Origin of the sequence: Actinomyces wuliandei (assembly GCF_004010955.1) — a bacterium.
GTDB classification, from domain to species: domain Bacteria; phylum Actinomycetota; class Actinomycetes; order Actinomycetales; family Actinomycetaceae; genus Actinomyces; species Actinomyces wuliandei.
Window position 1 is genome coordinate 2,780,144 of the sequence record NZ_CP025227.1, and the last position, 17,349, is coordinate 2,797,492.

General features: G+C 68.7%; 14 protein-coding genes and 1 tRNA gene. 2 read left to right on the plus strand and 13 right to left on the minus strand.

The genetic code is table 11. The features are described from left to right. Positions 1–30: 30 nt before the first annotated feature. From CWS50_RS11470 to CWS50_RS11490, 5 genes are all read right to left on the minus strand, one after another. On the minus strand, positions 31–1,299 hold the full coding sequence (locus CWS50_RS11470; protein ID WP_243118569.1) for a class I SAM-dependent methyltransferase: 1,269 nt from the start codon (positions 1,297–1,299) through the stop codon (positions 31–33). 449 nt (positions 1,300–1,748) lie between these two features. Next, positions 1,749–2,234 (minus strand): ImmA/IrrE family metallo-endopeptidase, encoded by a 486-nt coding sequence (locus CWS50_RS13680; protein WP_243118320.1) that lies wholly within the window; start codon positions 2,232–2,234, stop codon positions 1,749–1,751. A gap of 176 nt (positions 2,235–2,410) precedes the next feature. Further along, the gene (locus CWS50_RS13685; RefSeq protein ID WP_243118321.1) at positions 2,411–2,788 is read right to left on the minus strand and encodes a HigA family addiction module antitoxin; all 378 of its coding nucleotides are present in this window, start codon (positions 2,786–2,788) and stop codon (positions 2,411–2,413) included. 723 nt (positions 2,789–3,511) lie between these two features. Then, positions 3,512–3,584 (minus strand) — tRNA-Thr (locus tag CWS50_RS11485). 544 nt (positions 3,585–4,128) lie between these two features. Then, positions 4,129–4,809 (minus strand): TetR/AcrR family transcriptional regulator, encoded by a 681-nt coding sequence (locus CWS50_RS11490; RefSeq protein ID WP_127842901.1) that lies wholly within the window; start codon positions 4,807–4,809, stop codon positions 4,129–4,131. A gap of 156 nt (positions 4,810–4,965) precedes the next feature. On the opposite strand from CWS50_RS11490, the gene CWS50_RS13045 reads away from it, so the two are divergent. Together CWS50_RS13045 and CWS50_RS13050 are read left to right on the plus strand one after the other, a co-directional pair. Beyond that, positions 4,966–5,805: a hypothetical protein gene (locus CWS50_RS13045; RefSeq protein ID WP_164860138.1), complete on the plus strand. Its 840-nt coding sequence runs from the start codon at positions 4,966–4,968 to the stop codon at positions 5,803–5,805. Positions 5,806–5,924: 119 nt separating this feature from the next. After that, the gene (locus CWS50_RS13050; protein WP_243118322.1) at positions 5,925–6,905 is read left to right on the plus strand and encodes a hypothetical protein; all 981 of its coding nucleotides are present in this window, start codon (positions 5,925–5,927) and stop codon (positions 6,903–6,905) included. Between the two features lie 272 nt (positions 6,906–7,177). On the opposite strand, the gene CWS50_RS11505 is transcribed toward CWS50_RS13050, so the two are convergent. The 8 genes from CWS50_RS11505 to CWS50_RS11540 all read right to left on the minus strand — a co-directional run bounded on the left by CWS50_RS11505 (position 7,178) and on the right by CWS50_RS11540 (position 17,327). After that, positions 7,178–8,608 carry a DUF6571 family protein gene (locus tag CWS50_RS11505; protein ID WP_127842902.1) on the minus strand — a complete coding sequence of 477 codons (1,431 nt, stop codon included), beginning with the start codon at positions 8,606–8,608 and terminating at the stop codon, positions 7,178–7,180. A 49-nt stretch (positions 8,609–8,657) separates the two neighbouring features. Beyond that, on the minus strand, positions 8,658–10,868 hold the full coding sequence (locus tag CWS50_RS11510) for a DUF6571 family protein (protein ID WP_127842903.1): 2,211 nt from the start codon (positions 10,866–10,868) through the stop codon (positions 8,658–8,660). 40 nt (positions 10,869–10,908) lie between these two features. Next, positions 10,909–11,214, minus strand: coding sequence for a hypothetical protein (locus CWS50_RS11515; RefSeq protein ID WP_127842904.1), 306 nt, complete (start codon positions 11,212–11,214; stop codon positions 10,909–10,911). Between the two features lie 22 nt (positions 11,215–11,236). Further along, positions 11,237–13,078, minus strand: coding sequence for a DUF6571 family protein (locus tag CWS50_RS11520; RefSeq protein WP_341472748.1), 1,842 nt, complete (start codon positions 13,076–13,078; stop codon positions 11,237–11,239). Between the two features lie 104 nt (positions 13,079–13,182). After that, positions 13,183–15,327 carry a DUF6571 family protein gene (locus tag CWS50_RS11525; protein ID WP_127842906.1) on the minus strand — a complete coding sequence of 715 codons (2,145 nt, stop codon included), beginning with the start codon at positions 15,325–15,327 and terminating at the stop codon, positions 13,183–13,185. A 66-nt stretch (positions 15,328–15,393) separates the two neighbouring features. Continuing rightward, complete coding sequence (locus CWS50_RS11530; RefSeq protein WP_127842907.1) at positions 15,394–15,642, minus strand: hypothetical protein; 249 nt, start codon at positions 15,640–15,642, stop codon at positions 15,394–15,396. Between the two features lie 264 nt (positions 15,643–15,906). After that, positions 15,907–16,704, minus strand: a complete 798-nt coding sequence (locus tag CWS50_RS11535; RefSeq protein WP_127842908.1) for a hypothetical protein — start codon at positions 16,702–16,704, stop codon at positions 15,907–15,909. After that, positions 16,701–17,327, minus strand: a complete 627-nt coding sequence (locus CWS50_RS11540) for a hypothetical protein (protein ID WP_127842909.1) — start codon at positions 17,325–17,327, stop codon at positions 16,701–16,703. The genes CWS50_RS11535 and CWS50_RS11540 overlap by 4 nt, the downstream gene beginning before the upstream one ends. Positions 17,328–17,349 lie beyond the last annotated feature (22 nt).

Here is a 17,349-nt window from a genome sequence, read left to right on the forward strand (position 1 = left end):
ACCCGGGCTGGGCTGGGGCCTGGGCCCGGGTCAGGGCGAGGCCGGAGCCTGAGTCCGGGCCAGCTCGACCAGCACCTCGGCGTGGTTGGTGTGGGGGAACATGTCGAACAGGCGGGCACGCCGCACGTGCAGGGACGGCATCTGCCCCAGGTCGGCCGCCAGGCTCGCCGGGCTGCAGGAGGAGTAGAGCACGCGCGGCACGCCGCAGGCCTCGATACGCCGGGCCAGCTCGGGGCCGAGGCCGCGCCGGGGAGGGTTGACCACCAGCAGGTGCGCGCCCTCGCCTCCCGGGGCAGCGGGTGCCTCCAGCAGGTCCAGGGAGCGGGCGTCACCGGCCTCAAAGCGTGCCGCGCCCGGGTCCAGCCGCATGAGCCTGGCCGAGTCGCGCGCCCCGCTGACAGCCGCCTCGGAGACCTCCACGCCCAGGACCTGGCGCCCGGGCCCGGCCAGTGCCAGGGCGAACCCTCCCACCCCGCAGAACAGGTCCCGGACGTGGGCCGGGGGCTGCCCGGCCGCCCCGCCCGGCCCGGCGTCCTCGGCCCAGTCGCGCGCCGTGGCGTACAGGGCCTGGGCCACGCCGGTGTTGGTCTGGAAGAAGGAGCGGGTGGGCAGGTGGAGCAGCAGCTCGTGGGGGCGGCCCCGGCCACCTGGTGCGCTGCCGCCCGGCGGGCGGTCCTGAGCCGACGTGGCTCCCGGTGGTGGCAGCCGCAGGCGCATGAGGAGCCGGTCCTCCTCGGTCAGCACCAGCTCGTCAGGCCCCTCGATGACCGCCTGGTGCACCGGCTGGATGTTGGCGCTGGCTACCGCCAGCTGGGGCAGCCGACGGCGCAGGTCCGGCAGGGCGTCCCGCAGGTCGCCCACGTGGCGGCAGGAGCGCAGGACGAAGCGGACCATGAGGTCCTCGTCGGGTGAGGCCGTCACCAGGACGTGCTTGAGCTCTCCGCGGCGCCCGGGGACGTCGTAGGGGGCGATCCCCGTAGCGGTCACCAGGTCCGCCAGGGCGGGCAGGGCGTCGCGCACGGCGGGCACGTGCAGGGGGCAGGCCCTCAGGTCGGTGCCGTGGCCGGCGGCGTCGAGGATTCCCAGGGTGGGGTGGCGCGAGGTCCCACCCACCACCATCTTGGCCTTGTTGCGGAAGTGGGTGGGGCTGCTGGGGCAGGGTGGCTGCCACGCGCCAGCGGGTACGTGCGCCCCCAGCAGGGCGGCCACCCGGGCCTGCTTGGCCTCCAGCTGGTCGCCTGGTGGGGTGTCCAGGTGGGGGCAGGAGCCGCACCGGCCCTCGTCGTGGAGCGCGCACAGCGAGGGCTGGCGCCCTGGCCGCTGTCCCGGGAGTGGCGCTGCGGGCGGGAAGGGTGTGCCCGGCACGCTCAGCCTGCCTGCCGGGGTGAGCCGGGCCGTTGCGGCCAACGGGGACGGGGCGGAGGAAGTGGCACCATGCAGGACAGCATGCCACCCTCGTCAAGGCCCGGGTCCTCCTGTCACCACCGACCTGGGGTCGGCGAGACGTCGGTCTCTGTCGTGCGAGGATCCTAGCGGCCCGGCTGGCGATGTGCAATGATAGTGGGGAGCCGAGCGGGGAGGCCCGCCCGGTTCCCGGAGATAACCGGATGATGCAGGCCCGGCGTCCTCGCAGGGCCACAAAGGACCCAGATCATCGGTGGAGCCGTGAGCCACGGTCCACCAGGTCTGGGTTCTTTGTGCGCTCTTGAACTCCCACGTCCTGCCAGCCCGGGGTACAGGCCCTCCGGCTAGGGCACCATCATCGTCGGTTCCACCCGGCGCCTGAGGCTGTGGCCCCAGGCGTAGTCGCTGGTCCGGCGCTGCGCCTGCCCCAGGACAATGCTGGGGGCGATACCGAGCTCAGCGGCGAGGTCCCGCACAGCCTGCAGGTTGCGACCTTCGGGAATGAGGTCCTGGTACTGGCGAGGTATCAGCAGGAGCTCCGCGTACTCGTTGGCCTCCTTTTCCTTTGAGTCGTCAGCCCCTGCGAGATAAAGACCCTTGGGATCGTGGAGCAGGACGTGCCCGATCTCGTGAAAGAGGGTGAACCACAGCTGGTCATCACTTTTCCATAGGCCGGACAGCTGGATGAGAGGGCGACCGTCGCACCAGCGCGTTGCCCCGTGGACGCCCAGCCCGGGCACGGCCGGGACCAGGGCGAGAACGACGCCGCACTCGCGTAAAAGAGCCTGTGCCGCACGGAAGGCGTCTGCAGGTTCCTCGACGGTCAGCACCCGCAGGTCAGCAACTGCTTTCTCGAGTCGGCTGCGATCGTACTCGGGCAGGTCGGTGCCGCTCAGGCTTCAGCTCTGCGGCACGCAGCCAGACCGCAAGTGCGGCCGAGTTCTCTCGCCCGACGGCGGAACGTCTGTACGCCACCGCCCCCTGCCGCCAGGTAGAGGAGAATGAGTCAAGGGACGCGACACCAAAGAAGCGCAGAAGATCCCGTACCGTGCCGGCCTTGTCTCTCACCTCCGCCGTCACGAATCCTGCGTTGACGCAGGTACGTCAACGGAAACGCCTTAGCCTGCTCGTACTGTCTCACCAGGTCCTCGTCGGCGTCGCGGCGAGCCAGCGCCTCCCGGTAGCCGGTCTCGTGGAGGTTCCAGATACGCGCAGGCACACCGGTGACGTTCTCAAGTCGCAGCGCCATCTCGTGGCTGAGCGAGGCCTCTCCGTGAAGAAGCTTGCTCACGTGCTTACGGCTCACGCCCAGCCTGCGGGAGAGCTCGGCGGCGCTCACCCCCTGGTCCTCCATCCACTCCTCGATAAAGTCGCCAGTAGGCACGACGTAGTTGGGGACGCTGAGTCAAGACTGCCCTCCTTGAAGAGACGCCGTGGACTAGTGGTAATCCGTGACCTCAATGACGCAGGCGACGACAGGGAAGCCGCCTTCGTCGGTGACGATGAGCCTCCCGTTGGCGCTGAGCCGTGCGGACCACTGCCCTGCACGGTCCCCGGTCAGCTGCTCCCAACGAAGTGCTGGGGGCCGCGCGGCTCCATTGTTGCGAACACCACTTGTCTTGATCTGGTGTCGCCAGCCGCGACAGGGCGTCCGCAACCACCCGTGCGCGCTCGGAGGCGGTGGAGACATGGGCAACGCCCTCCCGCAGACAGGGACTGGTGGTCAGGGGTGGGCCACCCTGGCCGTCCGATAGGCGGACTTGTTGGCGACCTCAACAACCTTGGGGGCGCTGACTCTACAAGAGGGGGCAAGGCGAGCTCCAGTGCGCCAAGCGCATCAGCAGGCGGTCCTGCACTTGGGCGGAGCCATAACGGAACTGTCAAGAGAGTCACGTGGTTGTTGTACATGATGGGAAGCACGCCGTCCACCAGTACCGACCTAGGCGACATGGGTGGCACTGCACCTAGTGTGGTCGACCTGCACAAGCACACGACAACGGTCGTCCAGCATCACCGCACACGCCAGGGCGCAGAGCTGGGGTGTGGAGACAGTCGCGCCCCTCCAAAGAAGGAGCGGCCGCCGCCCGGGCGGGCGGCGGCCTTGCGGAGCCGCTTGTCGGACTCGAACCGACGACCTGCTGTTTACAAGACAGCTGCTCTACCAGCTGAGCTAAAGCGGCGGGCGCCTTGCGGCGCAGGACAGTCTGTCACAGGCTGCCCCACAGGGGAAGCGGCGCTCCGTGAGTCGGCGGGACGCCTCCCCAGCCCTCGGGGTCCAGAGGTGGACCATGGGTTCCAGAACACGACGGGTGCGCGCGCCTCGGCGTGGCGGGGCCAGGGCCTACCGCCTTCTCACAGGGTGACCGTCTCCTCACAGCACGACCGATTCCTCACGGGATGACCGATTCCTCACGGGATGACCGATTCCTCACAGCACGACCGGCACGTCAGTCACCTGTGAGGAAAAGGTACACCAAGGAGGAATCGGTACACCTGTGAGGAAAAGGTACACCAAGGAGGAATCGGTACACCTGTGAGGAAAAGGTACACCGAGGAGGAAAAAGTACGCTGCGAAGGAGACGGCAGGCCCCCGTGCCCGCAGAGAGTCTCCCCCGGCTGGGCTGCGCTGGTGCGCGGCTGTCCGCAGGCCCCCGTGCCCGCAGAGAGTCTCCCCTCGCGCGGCGCGTCCCACTCCCCTCGGGCGGCGCGTCTTGCGGGCGCGGCTCAGAGCGCCCAGCGCGCCCGCAGGGAGTCCACGTACAGGCGCAGCTCGTCCACCACCGTGGTCTCCAGCACGTCGGTGGCCGAGCTGCCCGGCGTCGTCGAGCACAGCCACTGGAGCTGGAGGCCGTCGGACAGGGCGACGAGTGTGCGCGCCACCATCCGGGAGGGCATCTGCGGGTCCACGGTGCCAGCCCGCTTGCCCGCCTCGAAACAGTCCTCGAAGAGCCCCACGGCGCTGCCCAGGTGAGCGGCCATCCAGTGGTGGGCCGGGTGACTGGCGTCCAGGACCGACACGGAGGTGGCCGTGTAGATCGCGGCCAGCTCGCGGGAGCGGGCGCTGCGGTGCAGGAGCTCGATGTAGCGCTCCAGCTGGTGCCAGGGGTCGGCCGATCCCTCGGCCTGGGCCAGGAACTCGGCGACGTCGCGCTGGTCCCGGCGCTCCAGGACCCTGGTGAACAGCTCCTCCTTGGAGGAGAAGTGGTGGAGGACGCCCGCCTTGGAGATGTCGGCGGCTGCGGCGACGTCGGCCAGGGAGGTGCCCGCGTAGCCCCGGGAGCCGAACAGGGCGACCGCCTCGCTGAGGATGCGCTCGCGCTTGTCCTCGCTGCCTGCCTTGGGCCTGCCGGGGCCGCGCCTGTGTGAGGGACCCGCCTCGCCAGGAGGGGTGTCTGGGGTGGTCATGCCTGCATCATGGCACTGCTGGCCCTGATGCGGCACCCCCGACCCCGCTTACCTTTGTGACAGTGTTCCCGTGACAGGACCGTGATCCTGGTATAGGTTTGGGCTGGTTCCGGCGCAGATGCCGGTCCTCACACTGCCAGCCCGAGGGAGGCCCTGATGCCCGCCGAGCCCCGTGACACCCGTGAAGCCCGCGACGCCGCCCTCCGTGACGGCATCCTCCGTGACGTCTGCGACGCCGCCATCCGTGGTACCCGTCCCGGCCCGGGGAGACGCCGGGGCCTGGCTGCCGTGGTGGCGGCGGTGCTCCTGGCCTCAGGGGGTGTGGTGGCCTGCTCCTCCGGCCAGGACCCCGACATCCCCGCCCTGGAGGAGGCCACCTCCGCGATGACCGGGGCCTCCCAGGAGTCCACCGCCCAGGCCACCTCCACGGCGGCACCCAGCCCGGACCGGACAGAGGAAGAAGGGGAGGAGACGGCCGAGGGCGGGGAGGACTCCCCGGCCCCGGCCAGCCCGCCCGACCCCGGCGAGGTCACCGCAGAGTCCCTGTCCGACCCTGCCACCAGCTACACGGTGACCTCCGTCCCCGACGACCTCGACCAGGCCCAGGCGGAGGTGCTGCTGGCCTTCGTGGCCTACGACCGTACCACCTGGGAGGCCCTTCGCGACATGGACGGCCTGGAGGAGGTCGAGGCCGCCACCACCGGCAGCGCCCTGGAGTCCTACACCGAGACCTACAACAGGTACGCCGAGGCCGACCAGCACTATGACGGCTCTTTCTCAATGTCTGTCGCGTCGGTGGAGGTCAGCCCAGACCATCTCACAGCCACGGTGGGATCCTGCGGGGACTACCGAGAGGTTTCACGTCTGTCCTCCTCAGGAGAGGACCAGACCCCGGAGGGCTTTCAGGGCACCTCCAGTACGGACTTCACGCTGATCTACGGCGTCGAGGGATGGAAGGTCTCGGCCTGGTCAGAGTCGGGGACAGACTGGTGCTGAGCACGCGCCGCCTCAGTAAGATCAGCCCCACCTTCAGTGAACGGGGGCGGGACAGGAGGTGCCCCGGCAGAGCGGCCCGGCGGGCTTCGCACCGGCTGGCACCCCTCCTCCTTGCTGCGGTGCTGGTAGCCGCAGGCCTCCCCGTCGCCACGACCGCGACAGCGAGAGATGACGACGCGTCCAGCGCGGCAGCAGCCAGCCAGTCCTCCGACGGTGGCGCGCGGATCACGGTGTCGGTGTCCTATACCCAGGCAGGTCCCGGGGGCACCGGAGGCGGTGGCCCGGTTACGACCTCGACCCAGGTGGAGGCCACCGTGCTGCCCGTGTGCGAGTACGTCCAGGGCTATACAGGCGAGGAGATGGCGGAGTTCCTCAGCTCCAGCCGCAACATGGCCATGGCAGCCCACTACAGCGGGGAGAGTGTCGAGGAGATACAGTCCGACTACCCTGACTGGGAGGAGTACTCCGAGGACACCGAGGGCCACTGGTACACCTCGTTCTGCTGGCAGAACCGCGCGCCGGAGATGGACGGCACCGCCTTCAACGAGATGAAGGAGGAGTTCGAGGGGGACAGCCCCCCGGTCTACGTCGAGGCCGGGGAGGCGCCTCCCGAGCCCCCGGTGGACGGGGCCACGCTGGCGGCCGCGGCCTGGGACGCGGTGGAGATCCCGGTACCCGAGGTGGACCACAACCCCTCCCTGGGAGGCCAGGGCGCGACCCTGGTGGGCTGGTACACCTGGGTGTGGGCCGCCGGGGACACACCCACCCAGGTCACCGCCACCGCCACCGCCGGACCCGTGTCAGCCACCGTTACCGCTACCGCCACCGGCCTGGACCTGTCCGCCCCCGACGCCCAGGTGGACTGCCACGGCTTCGGCACCCCCTGGAACCAGGGCGCCGAGGGCACCGACTGCACCGTGGTGTTCACCCGCAGCTCGGCCCACCTGGGCGGGACCACGCCCCTGACCACCTCCATCCGCTACGAGGTCTCCTACACCGCCACCGACGGCGCTACCGGCACCCTAGACACCGTGACCACCACCAGCACCACCGCCCTGCCCGTCGCCGAGGTCCAGACCCTCACCACCAACCCCGACTAGAAACCCGGAAACACCACCGCCTGCGCTACCGGGGTCCCGGCCCCGGGGGCGTCAGGAAGCAGCTGCGGAGGAATCCGACGGACTGACACCCGGGGAGGCCGACCCCGGGCCAGCAGGATCGACGACGCAGTCACATTCTCACCCTCTGGCCCACCACGACGCACCACACCACCAGCAGCACCACGCACCACACCACCAGCACGCGCCAGACCCCTCTGCACACCACCACGACCACGCACGAGAACAGCCCCCCTAGCCCTAGTCCTTAGTCCTTAGTCCTTGTTGATGGTGATGTCACCGGGGTCACCGCCCGGCTCACCGTCAGCACCCAGCACCAACTCAGCAGCCGCGTTGCCCCCTTTGTTGATGGCATTGGCAGCATCCATCAAGACATGGTCCTCATCAAGATTCGCGACAGAGTTAGACCCCGCCCACCCACGCACCTCCGAGACCACGTCGTCACTGGGAGCAGCAGGCAGGTCGACCACCGGGCCGTCCCCCGACCCCGGCTCCCGGTACCACGACGAGTACGGCTCGCCCCTGACGTCGGTGAACTTGTCCCGCGTCAGGGCCTCCTGCGGCACCAGCCCGCCGTTGGCCGCCTCCGCGTAGGCGTAGGCCTCCAGCAGGCTACGACTACCAGCAGTCGGTCCTTCCAGGTCCGCCACGGTGGCCCCGGGCAGGCCACCCACCGCCACCGGCCCACCCAGGGTGGCACCCTCCTGCACCACCAGGGGCGCAGCCACCTCCGCACCGGCACCACCACCGCGGCCACCCACCACCGTGGTAAACACGGCCCGGCCCAGGTGCTGCACCCCCCAGAACCCCTCCATCTCCTCCTCACCCGCACCACCAGCCTCCAGCTCCGCCCCACGCACCGACCCCACAGCCCCCAGGAAGGCCTGCACCGCACCCACCCGGTAGTACACCCCCTCCAGACCCCCCGCCGTGGAGACCTGACCACGCGCCGCCACACTGGCCAGACCAGACGCCACCGTCACCACCGCGTCCCCGTCCTCCACCAGCCGGTACACCACAGACGCCACCACACCCTGCCGCTCAGGAAGACCACCACCCAGGCCCAGGCCACCACCACTCCCCCGTCCCAGGGCCACACCCACCACCTCCGGAGCACAGTTAGCCACCACCACAGCCACCTGGCGCCTGACCTCCCCCGAGAACCGACCCACAGGAACCCCACCAAACAGCCCCATCACCCGACCAGACACCCACAAGGCACGCGCCCGCACCACCGGGTCCTGACTGCCACGCAACGACGACACCACAGCCCCCACCCCAGCCAGAGCCTCCAGACCCTCAGACCCCCACCCCCGCGACGACAACCCACCCCACCGCTCCACAGCAGCACCCGACGCAACCCACACCCCATCCCGCACACCACCCCCACCAGCAGCCCCGGCCTCCCCGTCAGCACCCACCGAAGCACCCCCCGTCGCAGCCGACGCAGCTGTCGTGGCCTCCTGGGCAGGCCCCTCCGGAGCCAGGTAGTCCAGCGCCGCCACCGGGTCACCCACCAGCCCCTCCAGCACACCAGACAGAGGATCATGCACCCGAACCCACCACCACCCACCAGCACCCACACCACCACCAGCCAGCACCACCACCAGCACCACCACAACCAACCCACCACGACGCACCACCCACCCAGCACCACCACGCACCACACCACCAGCACGCGCCAAACGACCCCGCACACCACCACGACCACACACGAGAACAGCCCCCTAACCCTTAGCCCTTGTCGATCCTGAGGTCACCATCCCGGCCACCCGCCTCCGACCTGTTCTCGATTCGGGAACCACCAGCATTGTCCCCTCTGTCGATGGCATTGGCAGAATCCATCAAGACATGGTCCTCATCAAGACTCGCGACATCATCGGACTCGGCCCACCCACGCACCGCCGAGACCACGTCGTCACTGGGAGCAGCAGGCAGGTCGACCACCGGGCCGTCCCCCGACCCCGGCTCGTGGTACCACGGGTACGGCTCACCGGTTGCCGGGTCCACGAAGCGCTCCGGGGCCAGGGCCTCCTCCGGCAGGAACCCGCTGTTGGCCGCCTCCGCGTAGGCGTAGGCCTCCAGCAGGCTACGACTACCCGCAGCGGGGTTGTCCAGCACCTCCACCGTCTCCGGCGCCAGGGCCTCCACCACCACCGGCCTGGCCAGGGTGGTCCCCAGGCTCCACACCAGGGGCGCAGCAGGCCCCGAGGTCACAGCACCCACCCCCGCACCAGCCACCGTGGTAAACACCGACACCGCCGTGCCCGCCGCCTCCCGCGCCCCAGCCGCCTCCGAGGCAGCCTGGGCCTCCAGGTCCGCGACACGCTCCGACCCCACAGCACCCAGGTAGGCCTGCGCCGCCGCAGCAGCCTCGTACTTGCTGTGCAGCTCCTCGGGGGTGGAGGCCTCGGCGCCCAGGGCCTGGTTGGCCATGGCCGCCGCCATGGTCACAGCCGCGTCCCCGTTGTCAACCACCCGGTACATCAAACTGGTCACCACGCTCTTCGCCTCAGCAGAACCACCCTCAAGCCCCAGCCCCACCGGGTTCTGGTCTTTGGCGACCTGGACGGCCTCCTGGGCGCTGTTGGCCACCAGCAGGGAGAGGTTCTCCTTCATCACCTCGGTGTAGTCCTCCAGGGACACCTCGTTGACCGCCATCTCCATGGACCGCGCCGTGGCCCACGTCGCCGCCCCCGCCGTGGCGGCATCGGCACCACCACGAAGAGAGGAGGCCGCCGCCTGCGCCGCGGTCAGACCATCCAGACCCACCTCCGGGTCCCACTCACGCGACCCCAGCAGCTCCCACCGCTCCTGAGACCCCTCCCCAGGCACCCACCGCCCCTTGTCATCGGGCTCCCCGTCAGGCACCAGGTACCCCAGCGCCGCCTGCGGGTTGGACCCCATCGCCGACAGCACCCCGTACAACGGGTCCATGGAGTAGCCCACCAGGGCCGGCCCCTCGTTGTAGACCGCCCCGTAGACCGGGTCGTACCACCCGTAGACCGAATCCGGGGTAGCGCTGGCCGCCTGCCCCCCGTAGGGCAGGTCCTCCAGCCGGTCGGCCAGGTCCACCAGCGTGCCCGTAGCATAGACCGCCCCTTCGGAGGCCAGCAGCGCGTTGAGCGCCGACATGCGCCCCCTGCTGCCCTCCTCGGCGACCGCACCGTAGAGCTGGTCGGCCCACGCCCCCTCGCCCTCACGTGGGTCCACCCCGCTGAGCGTGGCCGCGGCCAGCACGTGCCCCAGCACCCCTACCGCCTCGCCCAGCCCCTCGGCGTCGTCGATCTCGAAGGAGCCCTCGCTGCCGACCGACCCGTAGCGCTGCTGCAGCATCAGCACGTTGTCCACGAACCCCTCCACGCCGAAGGTGTTCACGAAGGACGCCCCGTAGGTGGGCACGTCCTGGTGCTTGGCCATCTCCGCCAGGACCTGCTCCACAGTGCGCCCGTCCTCAGCCACCCCTTCGGGACTGCGCCGCGCCTGGTTCAGGGCGGTGGCGTCGCCGCGCCCGCCCGCCACCGCCAGGGAGTTGTAGGCCACCACGTTGGCCGCGGTGTCCTCCGCCCCGTCAGGCAGGTAGTAGCACACCCGCCCCTCAGGTGTCGCCATCGTGACCCCCTGGGAGTTCATGTCCACAGCCTCCTGCCGACGCGTGCGCAGCTCGTGGGCCACCTCCTGGAGGTGCACCACCGCCTGCCCCCAGCCCGCGCCCGCCCCCACAGGCACAGGCCCACCACCTCCACCACCAGCAGCCGCGCCGACCCACGCCCCGCCCCCGCCAGGCAGCGTCTTCCACTCCACCGACTCCACCACAGGCTCACCCACCCGGTTCACGTTACGAGCCCGCACCTGCAACCGCTCCGTGTCAGCCATCGCCGCCCACAGCTCCAGCCCCACCACGTACGACAGCAGCTTCTCCGGATCCAGGCTCACAAAAACCACGACCACACCTCCGTCCTGGCCTGACAGGTACTCATCACGGCTACTCGTCCCACTTCGTGTCCGCCTCGTCACTGCCCTCGGGCACCTGGTCCTCCTCCTGGTTGATAGCCGACTGCACGTCAGTCTGGACCTCTTCCACCCTGTCACGCACAGCCTGGACACCAGTGTCAATAGACTCAGCAAACTCAGCAGCCTTGGGCGAGTCCCACGCCCCGGCCAGGCCGCCGGCCACGTCACTGACACCCGTAGGCGGCGTCACCGCCGTCGCAGCCACCGAAGCAGTAAGACCGACATCGCCATCGACGCCCGACGCCGCCAGCACCACACCGGTCCTGAGCCGCTCCATCGCCGACCTCCTCCTGTTCTCATCAGCCCCCGAACCTGCTGGGGCCGTCGTCGCCGCCCCTGGCGGCACTGGCACCCTGGTCGAAAGAGTCGGAACTGTCCTCGTAGGCATCACTGACTGCAGGGTCAGCAGTAGTCGGGAACTGGTCGGCCAGGTGCTCGAAGGCATTCCTCACCCTCTCCTGGTCGGCCTCGTCAGAGGAGCCGAGGAGCTCCCACCTAAGAGTCCCGTCCTCGTTGATGAGCACACCAGCCTTCTCCGCCTCACCCCAGGCAGCAAGCTGCTCCGACGTGACAGTACCAGAAGCGATCAACTGGAGGACCAGGGCCTTACTGGCCACATGACCGGGCTCGGAGTGGAGATCAGCCCCGTTGACAGCAGCCAGCAGGGGATGAGCGGCCAACACCTGGCCCAGAGCAGCAACCAGCCCCTGGTCACCACGAGCCTGCGTGTAGACGACACGGCTGCCGCCACCGACTCCGTCATGGACAACAGCCGTGAGGCCCATGAGCCCGTCGATCCAGGAGTTGACCCGCGCGTCAGCGTCCTCGCCCTGACGGACCGCCTCCTCACTAATAGACGCGGCAACAAAACCCTGCGCACGCAGAAGACCCCCTACAGCGTCCTCCAGGTCACCCGACCGCCCCGTCGCCTCATAGACATCCGTAGCGTGGGCGAACCTCCTGTCGTTGACAAGACTGAGCCGCTCGGTGAGTGGATCCAGACCGTGATCGTCCTGACCAACCACACCGACCAGCGAAGACAGGGCGCAGTTCGAGAACAACGCCTGAGACGGCACACCACCCCAATAGGAACCTCCGAACTCACTGGTAGCAGCAGCGTAGGTGCTGGCTCCTGCCCCCGACCTGCCACCTCTTTCCTGAACAGACAGATCAACACCGGGGGTGTAGACGGCCAGGACCCGGCTGATGCTGTCACGCGCGGAGCGACTCAACGCGAGGTCGTCGGTCTCACCGATCTCGTTAAGCAGGCCCGACACCGCCACAGCCGCCTGGTCAGCCAGAGCAACCTGGGCAGACGTGGCAGCAGCAGTGTCAATGTCACCCAGGGCGCTCACCGCCTGGGCCATCCCCACCACCGCGTCGGTCCACTGGTTGTCCCCGATACTGGAGCGCGAAGCGATACCCCGGATACGGGCAACAGCATCAGCATCAGAACCCAGCCCCTGAGGCGCCAGCCAGTGGGCGGCAGCCTGGGGGCTGTGGCTCATGGCCTCCACGACCCCCTGGAGGGAGTTGAGCGAGCCGCCCTCCAGGCAGGGACCAACCACCTGCCTGGCATACGTGCCCACAGGAGTCTGGGCACCACGCTCAGCGGCGTAGACATCCACCACACCCTGGTCCACCTGCTCCATCCTGGCCCCCAGCGCGCTCAGGAACTCAGCACCAAACACCACCTCCTGCCCACCCAGCAGCTCGTTGACCACGGTGACCCTCCCGTAGTCCCCCTCACCGTCCACACAGTCCCCGATCTCCTCAGCCACCTCACGCGCCCTGTCCTCCCCCCACGCCCGGGACGCCCCCGCCAGGGCACGCCCCAGCAGACCAGCCAGCTCCACACCCGCACCCGGACGCTCCTCCACCTGCCCATAGGCGCTGTCACGAGTCACGTAGTCCTCAGCCTCCAGCGGCAGACCCGTCAGCCCCTCACCACCCACCTGGTCAACCAGCGCCTGCGCATAGGCAGGATCCCCCTCCACACCCGCCCTGACCGAGGCCAGCACCTCCTCGTAGGACCGCCCACTACCAGGCACCCCACCACCCACCAGCTCCTCCAGCTCACGACCATCAACCACACCAGAGCCCCCGCCCGACGACGACACCGGCACCGGCAGCAGCCCCACCCCCAAGACACACACCACCAGCACCACAACAACCCACCAGCCTCGGCCGGCGTCCACTCCATTCACACGTCTCGCAACCGCATCAACCAGACCTCGCATCTACCTCAGCCCCCGAACCTGCTGGGGCCGTCGTCGCCGCCCCTGGCGGCACTGGCACCCTGGTCGAAAGAGTCGGAACTGTCCTCGTAGGCATCACTGACTGCAGGGTCAGCAGTAGTCGGGAACTGGTCGGCCAGGTGCTCGAAGGCATTCCTCACCCTCTCCTGGTCGGCCTCGTCAGAGGAGCCGAGGAGCTCCCACCTAAGAGTCCCGTCCTCGTTGATGAGTACACCAGCCTTCTCCGCCTCACCCCAGGCAGCAAGCTGCTCCGACGTGACAGTACCAGAAGCGATCAACTGGAGGATAACAGCGCGATTAGCGTTATCCTGCCACTCAGCCTCGAGGTCAGCACCTTCAGTTACCGCCTCCTGGGCGTGGGTTACGAGTTTCTCCTTGAGAGCGGTAGTTATAGAATCTTTGGCATTAGCTTGAGTGTAATTCATGATCCTGGTTACCGCCTTACCGGCGCCCTCTACTCCAGGGATAAGGGCCGTGAGGCCCATGAGCCCGTCGATCCAGGAGTTGACCCGCGCGTCAGCGTCCTCGCCCTGACGGACCGCCTCCTTACTAATAGACGCGGCAACAAAACCCTGCGCACGCAGAAGACCCCCTACAGCGTCCTCCAGGTCACCCGACCGCCCCGTCGCCTCATAGACATCCGTAGCGTGGGCGAACCTCCTGTCGTTGACAAGACTGAGCCGCTCGGTGAGTGGATCCAGACCGTGATCGTCCTGACCAACCACACCGACCAGCGAAGACAGGGCGCAGTTCGAGAACAACGCCTGAGACGGCACACCACCCCAATAGGAACCTCCGAACTGCTCACTGGACATTGTGTAAGTGTCAACGCCTGAGCCTCTTAGGTCCCCGTATTCTTCTATAGAATTGTAGATGCCGGGGGTGTAGACGGCCAGGACCCGGCTGATGCTGTCACGCGCGGAGCGACTCAACGCGAGGTCGTCGGTCTCACCGATCTCGTTAAGCAGGCCCGACACCGCCACAGCCGCCTGGTCAGCCAGAGCAACCTGGGCAGACGTGGCAGCAGCAGTGTCAATGTCACCCAGGGCGCTCACCGCCTGGGCCATCCCCACCACCGCGTCGGTCCACTGGTTGTCCCCGATACTGGAGCGCGAAGCGATACCCCGGATACGGGCAACAGCATCAGCATCAGAACCCAGCCCCTGAGGCGCCAGCCAGTGGGCGGCGGCCTGGGGGCTGTGGCTCATGGCCTCCACGACCCCCTGGAGGGAGTTGAGCGAGCCGCCCTCCAGGCAGGGACCAACCACCTGCCTGGCATACGTGCCCACAGGAGTCTGGGCACCACGCTCAGCGGCGTAGACGTCCAGCGCCCCCTGGTCGACCTGCTCCATCCTGGCCCCCAGCGCGCTCAGGAACTCAGCACCAAACACCACCTCCTGCCCACCCAGCAGCTCGTTGACCACGGTGACCCTGCCATAGTCCCCCTCACCGTCCACACAGTCCCCGATCTCCTCAGCCACCTCACGCGCCCTGTCCTCCCCCCACGCCCGGGACGCCCCCGCCAGGGCACGCCCCAGCAGACCAGCCAGCTCCACACCCGCACCCGGGCGCTCCTCCACCTGCCCATAGGCGCTGTCACGAGTCACGTAGTCCTCAGCCTCCAGCGGCAGACCCGTCAGCCCCTCACCACCCACCTGGTCAACCAGCGCCTGCGCATAGGCAGGATCCCCCTCCACACCCGCCCTGACCGAGGCCAGCACCTCCTCGTAGGACCGCCCACTACCAGGCACCCCACCACCCACCAGCTCCTCCAACTCACGACCATCAACCACACCCTGGCCCCAGTCGGCCAGCTGCCGGACCGACTCGATGGTCACGTCGTCAGGAATCGTGCACGTGATGACACCCTCGGCGTCCATGGCAGCGACCCCGTTCTCATTGAGCTCGACAATCGTGTCCTTGACCCCGCGGACATCCTCGGCGCACGCCCGCAGGTTGTTCGCGGCGTTGGACGCACTGAGAGGGAAGAAGTCGATCCCCTCATAGGGGTCACCCAGCTCCTCCGACCTCTGGTCGATGCTCCTGCGCGCCTCGTCGCACCTGTCAGCCACCGAGAACAGCTTGTCAATCTGGACCTGAAGCCTCTCAGGATCAAGAAAAATCGTGGCCACGTCACCCTTACCTCCTTAACTTCACGCGGGCTGCGGCAGGCCGGGACCCACCGACACGGCAAACCCTCACGACAGGCCGTCAATAGCCGCCTGGATGTCATCAGCCAGGCCCGTGAACACCTCAGCCAGGCCCTGGACACCCTCCCTGACCGCATCAGCCTTGTCATCAGCCAGCGGACCGCTCCAGGTGTCATCAGCGTTAATCTTGCGCGCCCTCGCCCTCCTCAGCCAAGACCACCAACCCCTCTCCACTCCGACCCTACTAGGGTAGACCAGGGTGGCCGCCCACAGGACGCCTCCCCGGAGGACGGCCACAACCTCAGGCTAAGTAACGCTCGGACAGTCACGTGGATTACGCTACCATCACAGGCGGTCACTCCGGAAGAACACCCGCAAGAAACACGGGAGACGCCCAGCCCGCGCCACCAGCACCCACGACATCCCCGTCGCCGAGGTCCAGACCCTCACCACCAACCCCGACTGAGACCCACCACCAGCGGCCGACAACCACAGCAGCCCCGCCCCAGTGTGTCAGCGCTCAGACCACCCGGCTGCCGAGGAAGTCTCCGCCCGCGCGCGTCAGGGACTGGCCGAGGACGAGGCCGACGGGGAGGCCGACCCTGGGCCAGCAGGGAGGCTCCCGCTGCGGGCAGGACCGGAGGCTACCTGGGGCAGGCGCGCCAGGGCACCAGCCAGCACGGTACGGAACCCGAGCTCGTAGTCGTCCTCTCCCGGGCCGGGCCCCCAGGAGCACCCATCCCAGCAGCTCAGCCGGGCCAGGGCGGTGTGCCCGTCAGGGTAGCGCCAGGCCACCAGCGCAGTCACCCGTCCTAAGTTCCAGGCCCACCCCTGGCCCTCCACGCCCTCCAGCTCCAGCTCCTCCACACGCGCGTTCAGGTAGACCTGCGGGATGTCGTCGAACTCCACCGTGTCGCTGCCCGCCCGCACCACCCTGGTGGAGGCGGAGTAGTCCAGGCTCAGCCGCCCCAACGGGTCCTGGTCAGACTCCAGCCGGCACGAGTAGGAGTAGCCCTGCCCGCCACCGGGCAGCACCCCCTGCGGCTGGTGGCTGTAGGAGACGGAGTAGACCCGCATCTCCAGCACCCGCTCCAGCTCCCGGGCGGAGAACACCTCGCACAGCGTCTCCTGCGCCAGCGGGGAAGACCCCACCGACGCGGTAGCCGTCGGCTGGGCCGAGCCATCCAGCCGACCTGCCCGCCAGGCCAGGACCAGCCCTTCCGCCAGCAGGCCCACCACCAGCAGCACGAGCACCACCAGGGCCACCCCGTGCTGGCGCAGCCACGGCGCCCCAGCCCCCGCCCGGCGCGCGCCCCGCACGCCCGTCCTCTCCCGGACACCCGCGTCCTGACCGCTCACAGCTCCCCCTCCAGGTCCTCGAAGCGCTGTCCCGCCCCCGGCACGGGCTCGCCCTGGCACACCCACGGCGTCATCGAGGTCGCCAGGTTGACCAGGTTGGCCCGCCTGTCCCCCCGCATCCCGTGACCCGGCTGCACCGAGGCCACCACGTAGCGGTCCCCGCACACGAACACCGCCGACCCACCAGGCCCAGTAGTGCCATCGTAGTCATCCAGAGCCACCTCCCCCTCGCCGTCCACACCCGCCACACCAAACGGCTCACCCTCCTGCCCCGACTGCCAGGCCGAGGCCTGATTGACCGGGCTCTTGCCAGGGTACATCCGCCCGAAGGAGGCTATCACCACCGGGCTGACACTGCGTCCTTCTGCCGCGTATGCAGCGCAGTTGACATACCGGATCCCCCAGTCGTCCTGGTAGCGCACCGACTGCTCAAAGGTCACCGGCTCCTCAAGCACCACCTCGAACGAGGAGGTGGGCACGCCCACGCACCCAAACTCCGCCTCCTCCACCGACACGCTCGCAGGCGCCACCGCCCCAACGTCCCCGCCGTCACCACCACCCCAGGGCAGCACCGAGCACGCCCCCACCACCACGCACACCAGCAGAACCACACCAGCACGCACGAGACAACCCCGCACAGCACCA

What these genes read in the sequence shown, in the direction of transcription:
- CWS50_RS11490 (WP_127842901.1), bottom strand. Translation starts at nt 4,809, where the DNA reads ATGACCACCCCAGACACCCCTCCTGGCGAGGCGGGTCCCTCACACAGG.
- CWS50_RS13045 (WP_164860138.1), top strand. Translation starts at nt 4,966, where the DNA reads ATGCCCGCCGAGCCCCGTGACACCCGTGAAGCCCGCGACGCCGCCCTC.
- CWS50_RS11515 (WP_127842904.1), bottom strand. Translation starts at nt 11,214, where the DNA reads ATGGAGCGGCTCAGGACCGGTGTGGTGCTGGCGGCGTCGGGCGTCGAT.